The following is a 6,293-nucleotide window of genomic DNA, read 5'->3' as shown; positions in this document are numbered from 1 at the left end:
GTTTTCGCGACGGCCCGGGGGCGGGCCTGGCCGCGCTGGACAAGGTGGCGCATGATCCCCGGCTGGCCCGCTCCAATCTCGTCGCGACGGTGCGCGCCGATCTGCTGCGGCGGGGCGGGCGGCCGGCCGACGCGGTGGCCTGGTACCGAATCGCGTTGGAGTCCAACGGTTCCGAGCCGGGCCGCGAGTTCTTGCGCCGACGCATCGCCGAGTGCGGCGGATAGTCAGGAGGGGTCCCGTGCGCCCAAGTCGCCGTTGAGATATCGGGCGCGGCAGGCGCGTCGCGCCAGCTTGCCGCTGGTGGTTCGCGGGATCACGCCGGCCGCCACCAGCAGCACGTCGGCCAGTGGCAGGCGATGCCGGCGCGATACCGCCGCGCGGATGGCATCGATTACGGGTTGCAGATCGGCCCGCCCCGTCCCCGGTGCCCGCTCGGCGACGATCACCACACGCTCGCCGAACCCATCGTTCGCCGGCACCGAGAATGCCGCGACATAACCTGAGCGCACCGCGGGCGACACGGCGGCCGCGGTGGCCTCGATGTCCTGCGGATAGTGGTTGCGGCCATCCACGATGATCAGATCCTTGATGCGCCCGGTGATGTAGAGCTCACCGCCGAGGTAGACGCCGAGATCACCGGTCCGCAGCCAGGCGGCCTCACTCGGCGCCCCGTCAGCGTGGCTGCCTACCGGTAGCCGGGACTGCAGCTTGTTGCCGAACGTCCGCTCGGTTTCCTCCCGGCGTCCCCAGTACCCGCGGCCGATATTGTCGCCGTGCAACCAGATCTCACCGACCTCGCCATCGGCCAGCTCCGCCTCCGTCTCGGGGTCGACGATGACACCCCACTGGCTGCGCGCGATCCGACCGCAGGACACCTGCGCGATGGCGTTGGGCGCGTCGCGAGGGACCTCAACCGCATGCCCCGCGCCCAACTGTTCCCGGTCCAGGTAGACAACGGTTGCCCGCTCGGCGAGGTCAATGGTCGAGACAAACAGGGTCGCCTCGGCCATGCCGTACGACGGCTTGACCGCCGTGCTCGGCAGACCATATGGGGCGAACGCGGCGTTGAACTTCTCGATCGACTCGATGCGCACCGGTTCGGAGCCGTTGATCAGCGACACCACGTTGCTCAGATCGAGGGCCTCGCCGGCATCGGGAAGCCCGCGCTCAGCGGCCAGCTCGAACGCGAAATTCGGTGCCGCCGCGTAGGTGGGACCGAGTTTGGACTCGGCCGCAAGTCGCCGGATCCATCGTTGCGGCCGCCGGACGAACGCCATCGGCGACATGAGTGTGAGCTGGGTGCCGAAGACCGCCACGCACACGATCATCAGCAGGCCCATGTCGTGATAGAGCGGCAACCAGCTGACGCTGCGGATGTCCCAGTCGATGCCGGTGGAGATCACCATCTGCAGCACGTTGGTGCCGATCGCGCGGTGGGTGATCTCAACACCGACGGGGGTACGCGTCGACCCCGAGGTGTATTGCAGGTAGGCAATGTCGTCGGTGTCGAGGTGAACCGGCGCGAACGTGGCACCCACCGAGTCGGGGATTTCATCGATCGCGATGACCCGCGGTCTACTGTTGCGCGGCAGCGAGCGGACGAAGTCCCCCACCGCCGCGGCCGCACCCGCGGTCGTCAGTACCACCGAGGGCTGGGCGTCGCGCAGCACCGCATCGAGGCGCTCGGCGTGGCCCGGCAACTCGGGCGCGAACAGCGGAACGGCGATATCGCCGGCCTTGATCGCGGCGAAGAAGCCCACGATGTAGTCGATGCCCTGCGGCGCCAGTATCGCCACCCGATCGCCCTGGGCGGTGACTTGCTGCAGCCGGGCGCCGATGGCCCGCAGCCTGGTGCCCAGCTCGGCCCAGGTCAACTCGATCAACGTCCCCTCGGCATGGTGGGCGTAGTCGATATAGCGGTACGCCACGGCATCGCCGATGTCGGCGATGTGGCGATCCAGGAATGTCACCAGGTTGACGCCGTGGGGCAGGAGGATGCCGCCATCCGCGTCGAGGTAGTCGGTCAACTTCGGCCGGTCTACACCACCGCCGTCATTGCTTCCCATGGCACCTGACATGAGCGGAGTCTAAGAGACGGGCATTGGGTTTCACGGTAGCGACCAACAGTGAAACGCCGTCTTGCTCACCCGTCGGCGAAGTTGCGGGTGATCGACGGGTCGACCGGAATGCCCGGGCCGGTGGTCGTCGACACGGTGATCTTCTTCAGGTAGCGGCCCTTCGACGAGGACGGCTTGAGCCGCAGCACCTCGTCGATCGCGGCGCCGTAGTTCTCCGCGAGGTTCTTCTCGTCGAACGACGCCTTGCCGATGACGAAGTGCAGGTTGGCCTGCTTGTCGATGCGGAAATTGATCTTGCCGCCCTTGATGTCGGCCACCGCCTTGGCGACGTCGGGGGTCACCGTGCCGGTCTTGGGGTTGGGCATCAGGCCGCGCGGACCCAGCACTCGCGCAATGCGTCCGACCTTGGCCATCTGGTCGGGGGTGGCGATCGCGGCGTCGAAGTCCAAGAACCCGCCCTGAATCTTCTCGATCAGGTCGTCACTGCCCACGATGTCGGCGCCGGCGGCCTGCGCCTGCTCGGCCTTTTCGCCGACCGCGAACACCGCGACGCGGGCGGTCTTACCGGTGCCGTGCGGCAGATTGACTGTGCCGCGCACCATTTGGTCCGCCTTGCGCGGGTCGACGCCGAGCCGGATCGCCACCTCGACGGTGGCGTCCTGCTTGGTCGAGGACGTCTCCTTGGCGAGCTTCGCCGCCTCCAGCGGGGTGTAGAGGTTGTTGCGGTCCACCTTCTCGGCGGCGGCGCGGAATGCCTTGCTGTTCTTGCTCATTGAATATCCAATCCGGTGTTGGGTTGTGGTTACGAAGCGGGCCGAAGCTGGCCCTCCCACGGGGTACGGCTGAGAGCTACTCGACCGTGATCCCCATCGACCGGGCGGTCCCGGCGATGATCTTGGCGCCTGCCTCGATGTCGTTGGCGTTGAGGTCGGCCTTCTTGGTCTCGGCGATCTCGCGACACTGGTCCCAGCTCACCTTGGCGACCTTGTCCTTGTGCGGCTCGGCCGAACCCTTGCTTACGCCCGCGGCTTTCAGCAGCAGCTTGGCGGCGGGTGGCGTCTTGAGCGCGAAGGTGAAGCTGCGGTCCTCGTAGACCGTGATCTCCACCGGGATGACGTTGCCGCGCTGGTTCTCCGTCGCGGCGTTGTACGCCTTGCAGAACTCCATGATGTTGACGCCGTGCTGGCCGAGCGCGGGTCCCACCGGCGGAGCGGGGTTGGCCTGCCCGGCCTGGATCTGCAGCTTGATCAGCCCGATGACTTTCTTCTTCGGGGCCATGAGTTGTTGACGTTCCTTCCTGGGAGTTAAATCTTGGAGACTTGGCCGAAGGTGAGTTCCACCGGCGTTTCACGGCCGAAGATCGACACCAGTACCTTGAGCTTCTGCTGTTCGCCGTTGACCTCGCTGATCGTGGCCGGCAACGTGGCGAACGGCCCGTCCATCACCGTCACCGATTCGCCCACCTCGTAGTCGACCTCGACGACGGGACGTTCCAGGCCGCCCGCCTCGGTGGCGGCGGCGGTGCTGGCCGCGCCCTTGGCGGCCTTCTTCGACGAGCCCGGGGGCAGCAGGAACTTCACCACGTCGTCGAGCGCCAGCGCCGACGGGCGCGACGTCGCTCCGACGAAGCCGGTGACGCCGGGCGTGTTGCGCACCGCGGACCACGAGTCGTCGGTTAGGTCCATGCGCACCAGGATGTAGCCCGGCAGCACCTTGCGGTTGACCTGCTTGCGCTGGCCGTTCTTGATCTCGGTGACCTCTTCGGTGGGTACTTCTACCTGGAAGATGTAGTCGCCGACGTCCAGGTTCTGCACCCGGGTTTCCAGGTTGGCCTTGACCTTGTTCTCGTACCCCGCGTAGGAGTGCACGACGTACCAGTCGCCGGGTTTGCTGCGCAGTTCCGCCTTGAGCGCGGCGGCCGGGTCGATCTCCTCGGCCGGCTCCGCGTGAGCCTCGGCCTCAGGGGTCTCAGCGACCTCCTGCACGTCGACCGCTTCACCCGCGGACGTGTCACCGTCGAAGGTAGTCACGGTTGTCAGTCCTCTCTGTCAATCGCTCAGCCGAACACCAACAGGACCAGCTTGGTCAGCCCGAAGTCCGCGAGACCGACCAGCGCCACCATGAAGGCGAGAAATGCCAGCACCACCGAGGTGTAGGTGAGCATCTGTTTGCGGTTCGGCCAGATCACCTTCCGCATCTCCGCAACGACCTGCTTGAGGTAGTTGTAGACGAACACGAACGGGTTAGCCGAACGGCCGGCGGGTTTCTTCGGTTTCTTGGGCTGCTTGCCGTCCTTCTTGGCTGCCCGGGCCTTCTTGGTCTTGCCCTCGGCCTCAGCCTCGTCCGGCGACTCGACGTCAACGTCTTCGTCGACGTCGGCCACCCGCTGCCGAGACCGCTTGCCGGTGGGCCGCGCTGGCTTGGTCACCACGGCCGTCCGACCACCGCCGGCGCGGCTGTCGTCGGTCTCGCCGCCGTCGCTTGCGGCGTCGTTGGCAGCGTTGCCCTCGTCGCTCACCGCATGCTCCTTTGTTCGTTGGCTTTCAGTGTCCAGCATGGCACGTCTCGGCCATCAGCAGGGGCGACAGGACTTGAACCTGCAACCTGCGGTTTTGGAGACCGCTGCTCTGCCATTTGAGCTACGCCCCTTCGCGGTTGGCAGGCCAACCTGCGCTTACCTACCGGGGCCTACACGACACGCGCGCTCTCCGTTCGGTGATCGCCGAACCGACGGACAGCGCGCTGTTATGGGAAAACCCCGAGGTCCGAGTGTACATCGACGCAGGAGTCAGATACTAATTACGCGCTTCGGACGACCTGGCCGGACTCCGCGTCCCAGCGCAGGTTCGCAGAACCGTCGCTGTACTGGCTCATCAATGTGGTGTAGGCCTCCAAGACCACCTCACCGTCGTCGGTGGTGCAGATGTTCTTGGTGACAACGATGTCGGCGCCGAAGCGCTCCTGCACCGATTGGACTTCCATGCGGGCCCACAGCTTGTCGCCGGCCTTGATCGGCTTGGAGAACACGAACCGCTGGTCGACCTGGACGATCACCAGGGTCTCCATGCCGATGTCGACGTTCCGGAAGAAATCCAGCTGGACCAGCTTGGCGAAGATGGTCGCGAAGGTCAGCGGTGCGACGATCGCGTCGTGGCCGAGTTCGGCGGCGGCCTCCTCGTAGAGATGGGCCGGGTGGTTGTTCTTGATGGCTAGCGCAAACTGACGCAGTTGTTCGCGACCCACGACGAAATAATCCGGATACCGCCAGATCATCCCGCGGATATCGGTCTTGAGCGCCATGGGCTACGCCAGAGTCGCGGACGCGATGGCCCTGCCGAAGATCTTCTTGCCGCCGGCCGTGGCCGTGAGTGCGATGGTCACGGACTTGCTTTCCGGATCGACCGATTTCACCCTGCCGCTGAACACGAGCTCGGCGCCCTTGCCGTCGTTGGGCACCGGGACCACGGCGGTGAACCGCACGTTGTACTCGGTGACCGCGCCCGGGTCGCCGACCCACGACGTGACGTAGCCGCCGCCTAATCCCATGGTCAACATCCCGTGCGCGATCGCGGTGTCCAGCCCGACGACCTTGGCGATCTCGTCGTCCCAGTGAATCGGGTTCAAGTCCCCGGAGACGCCCGCGTAGTTGACCAGATCCTGGCGCGTCAGCGGGTAAGTCTTCTCCGGGAGGCGATCACCCACCTTCACCGAGCTGAACTCACGCAGTGGCATCAGAAAATCCCTCTTCTCCATCCTCACCGGCACGGCCCGCGAGGGTCGTGTAGGTCTCCTGCACGATGTCACCGGCGTCGTCGGTGACGATGTTCTTGGTCACGATGATCTGGGTGCCGTGCGACTGGCGGACCGAGTCCACATAGACGTCGCAGTACAGCTTGTCGCCGGCCACGATCGGCTTCTTGTATTTCAGCACCTGGTCGACCTGGACGATCTGCGCGTCCTCGACCGCGATGTTCGCGTAGTTGAAGAACGCGTTTTGGGCCTTGTAGCCGAACACAGAGATGAAGGTCAGCGGGGCCAGCAAACCGTGGTAACCGAGCTCGGCGGCCGCTTTCTCCTCGAAGAAGGGCGCGTCGTCATTCTGGACGGCGACCGCGTACTCGCGGATCTTCTCCCGCTCCACCTCGTAATGGTCGGGATAGCGGTAATGCATCCCGACAATGTTGGTCTTTAACGGCACGGCTCTCGAATCTACCT

At 65.5% G+C, this 6,293-nt stretch carries 8 protein-coding genes, 1 tRNA gene and 1 pseudogene; 1 reads left to right on the top strand and 9 read right to left on the bottom strand.

Features of this window, described 5'->3' with window-relative positions; all coding sequences use genetic code 11:
* Window positions 1-224 (top strand): annotated as a pseudogene (locus A5744_RS11270) (RNA polymerase subunit sigma-24); the annotation flags it as partial.
* Here A5744_RS11270 and A5744_RS11265 read toward each other — a convergent pair.
* The 9 genes from A5744_RS11265 to hadA all read right to left on the bottom strand — a co-directional run bounded on the left by A5744_RS11265 (window position 225) and on the right by hadA (window position 6,276).
* Complete coding sequence (locus A5744_RS11265; RefSeq protein WP_240563019.1) at window positions 225-2,078, bottom strand: fatty acyl-AMP ligase; 1,854 nt, start codon at window positions 2,076-2,078, stop codon at window positions 225-227.
* Window positions 2,079-2,143: 65 nt separating this feature from the next.
* Entirely contained in the window at window positions 2,144-2,851 is a 708-nt protein-coding gene (rplA, locus tag A5744_RS11260; RefSeq protein WP_076060958.1) for a 50S ribosomal protein L1, read from the bottom strand.
* Between the two features lie 76 nt (window positions 2,852-2,927).
* Window positions 2,928-3,356 (bottom strand): 50S ribosomal protein L11, encoded by a 429-nt coding sequence (rplK, locus tag A5744_RS11255; RefSeq protein ID WP_076060956.1) that lies wholly within the window; start codon window positions 3,354-3,356, stop codon window positions 2,928-2,930.
* 26 nt (window positions 3,357-3,382) lie between these two features.
* Window positions 3,383-4,108 carry a transcription termination/antitermination protein NusG gene (gene nusG, locus A5744_RS11250; RefSeq protein ID WP_076060955.1) on the bottom strand — a complete coding sequence of 242 codons (726 nt, stop codon included), beginning with the start codon at window positions 4,106-4,108 and terminating at the stop codon, window positions 3,383-3,385.
* 26 nt (window positions 4,109-4,134) lie between these two features.
* Window positions 4,135-4,596: a preprotein translocase subunit SecE gene (gene secE, locus A5744_RS11245; protein ID WP_076060973.1), complete on the bottom strand. Its 462-nt coding sequence runs from the start codon at window positions 4,594-4,596 to the stop codon at window positions 4,135-4,137.
* Window positions 4,597-4,654: 58 nt separating this feature from the next.
* A tRNA-Trp gene (locus A5744_RS11240) sits at window positions 4,655-4,727 on the bottom strand.
* Window positions 4,728-4,877: 150 nt separating this feature from the next.
* Entirely contained in the window at window positions 4,878-5,378 is a 501-nt protein-coding gene (gene hadC / locus A5744_RS11235; protein WP_076060953.1) for a (3R)-hydroxyacyl-ACP dehydratase subunit HadC, read from the bottom strand.
* A 3-nt stretch (window positions 5,379-5,381) separates the two neighbouring features.
* Complete coding sequence (hadB, locus tag A5744_RS11230) at window positions 5,382-5,810, bottom strand: (3R)-hydroxyacyl-ACP dehydratase subunit HadB (RefSeq protein WP_076060951.1); 429 nt, start codon at window positions 5,808-5,810, stop codon at window positions 5,382-5,384.
* Window positions 5,797-6,276, bottom strand: a complete 480-nt coding sequence (gene hadA, locus A5744_RS11225) for a (3R)-hydroxyacyl-ACP dehydratase subunit HadA (RefSeq protein WP_076060950.1) — start codon at window positions 6,274-6,276, stop codon at window positions 5,797-5,799. The genes hadB and hadA overlap by 14 nt, the downstream gene beginning before the upstream one ends.
* Window positions 6,277-6,293: the final 17 nt, after the last annotated feature.

The sequence above is a fragment of the Mycobacterium sp. IS-1264 genome, assembly GCF_001954195.1.
In the GTDB taxonomy this organism is placed as follows: domain Bacteria; phylum Actinomycetota; class Actinomycetes; order Mycobacteriales; family Mycobacteriaceae; genus Mycobacterium.
Note: the sequence above shows the minus strand (reverse complement) of the source record. Positions and strands in the feature narration are given on the sequence as shown.